This window comes from Streptomyces aureus (assembly GCF_001418135.1).
Lineage (GTDB): Bacteria > Actinomycetota > Actinomycetes > Streptomycetales > Streptomycetaceae > Streptomyces > Streptomyces aureus_A.
The window spans coordinates 1-1,896 of sequence record NZ_LIPQ01000555.1 but is presented as its reverse complement, the minus strand read 5'-3'; the positions used below and the strand labels follow the sequence as shown (position 1 = coordinate 1,896).

The window sequence follows — 1,896 nt, the reverse complement described above, 5'->3', positions numbered from 1 at the left end:
GGCGGCGCCTCCGCCCTTGTGCCTGGACCTCTTGTGCACCGCAACCTGTGGTGCGGGTTCAGGCGCGGCAGCCTAGGCCCGGCAACGGGCGCCGTTCGTTGTGCCCACCCGTTCCGCCCTGGGGGTCCCCCCGGACGGAGGCTGGGGGGGAGGAACGGAATGCCCACAACGAGGCCCCAGGGGCCTCAGGCGGAGTCTGGGGGGCCTCGCGTGGGGGTACGACGAAGCCCCGCGCGGTCGGCGCAATCGCGCCGGCATCACGGGGCTCGGTCAGATTCGTTGCGCGGGGCCTCCGCTCAGGGGGCCGTCAGTGGCCGCCACCCTGCTGCTCGTCGCGGCGGCGCTGCCACCGCTCTTCCATCCGGTTCATCATGGAGCGTCGCTGCCGGGTCTGACGGCCACCGGCCGTCGTCCCACCCCTGGTGGCCTGCTGCTGCTCACCCGGCTTCGGCGCCTTGCGCCATCCGGTGACCGCCAGGACCGCGCAGCCCAGCATGACGAGGAACCCCACCACGCTGATCCAGATCTGCTGTGCGACCATTCCGGCCATGAGGAGCGCGATACCCACCAGGAAGCCGGCGACTGCCTGGTAGACCCGTCGCCGGGTGTACGTACGCAGTCCGCTTCCCTCGAGCGCTGTCGCGAACTTGGGATCTTCGGCGTACAGCGCTCGCTCCATCTGCTCGAGCATTCGCTGCTCGTGCTCCGAGAGCGGCACGGAGTCCTCCTAGTCGTCGGTCGCGGGGGCGACCGGTTTGCGGCCCTTTCAGGATAGGCAGGGAATCGCCCCCGTGAAACCCGCCCTCAATGCCGAATAGCCAGTCCGGGCCGCCATGCGGATCGGTTGCTGAGGCGTTGATTCCCCAGGCCCTCCTCCGTCATGCCGGATGCTGTCCCCCGATCATACGGGGCAGAGCCCGTTATCGGGCGGGCTGTGGCGTACTCCATGGAGTGCCGCGGCCCGCACCGCCGAACGGGTGGCCGTCCAGCTCAGGCCCGCTTCTCGCCCAGGACGTGCAGCTGGGTGGCGATGGCGTGGAAGGAGGGCAGCTCGGCGGCGGCCGCCTCCAGCTTGAGCAGGGCCTCGGCCGCGCCGGGTTCGGTGTCGACGAGGACACCCGGAACGAGGTCGGCGAAGACCCGGACACCGTGTACGGCGCCGACGTCCAGACCGGCCCCGTCGGCCAGTTCGGTGAGCTGCTCGGCGGTGAAGCGCCGGGGTACGGGGTCGCCCGCGCCCCAGCGGCCCGCCGGGTCGGAGAGCGCGTGCCGGGCCTCGGTGAAGTGCCCGGCCAGGGCACGGGCCAGGACCGCGCCGCCGAGTCCGGCGGCGAGCAGGCTGAGGCTGCCGGCGGGCCGGAGCGCGGCGACCGCGTTCCGTACGCCTTCGGCGGGGTCGTCGACATACTCCAGGACTCCGTGGCAGAGCACCACGTCGTAGCTCTCGCGCCCGGCCACGTCGAAGAGGCCGCTGATGTCGCCCTGGACGCCGGTGACGAGGTCGGCGACCCCGGCCTCGGCGGCCCGGCGCTCCAGCGCGAAGAGCGCGTTGGGGCTGGGGTCGACGACGGTGACCCGGTGGCCGAGGCGGGCGGCCGGCACCGCGAAGTTCCCGGAGCCGCCGCCGGTGTCGAGGACGTCGAGGCTGTCCTTCCCGGTGGCCTCGACCCGGCGGTCGAGGGCGTCCTTGAGGACGTCCCAGACGACGGCGGTACGCAGGGAGGCGCGCGACGGGCGCGAGGTCGCCTCTCGACCGAAGACAGGGGAAGGGTCCGGCACGGCTGTTGACTCCTCGGTGACGGGTACGGACGCCCCCACCCTATGGCCTGGGGGGTGCCTTGCCGATCACGCCGCGGGCCCGGCCCGATCGTCGGCGCACCCCCCAGGCCATAGGGT

The 1,896-nt window shown here is 72.7% G+C and carries 2 protein-coding genes; both read right to left on the bottom strand.

The annotated features are described in order from the left end of the window. Positions 1 to 307 precede the first annotated feature (307 nt). Positions 308 to 718 (bottom strand): DUF3040 domain-containing protein, encoded by a 411-nt coding sequence (locus tag AOK00_RS33790; protein WP_030314489.1) that lies wholly within the window; start codon positions 716 to 718, stop codon positions 308 to 310. 272 nt (positions 719 to 990) lie between these two features. Beyond that, entirely contained in the window at positions 991 to 1,779 is a 789-nt protein-coding gene (locus AOK00_RS33785; RefSeq protein ID WP_055603957.1) for a class I SAM-dependent methyltransferase, read from the bottom strand. Positions 1,780 to 1,896 lie beyond the last annotated feature (117 nt).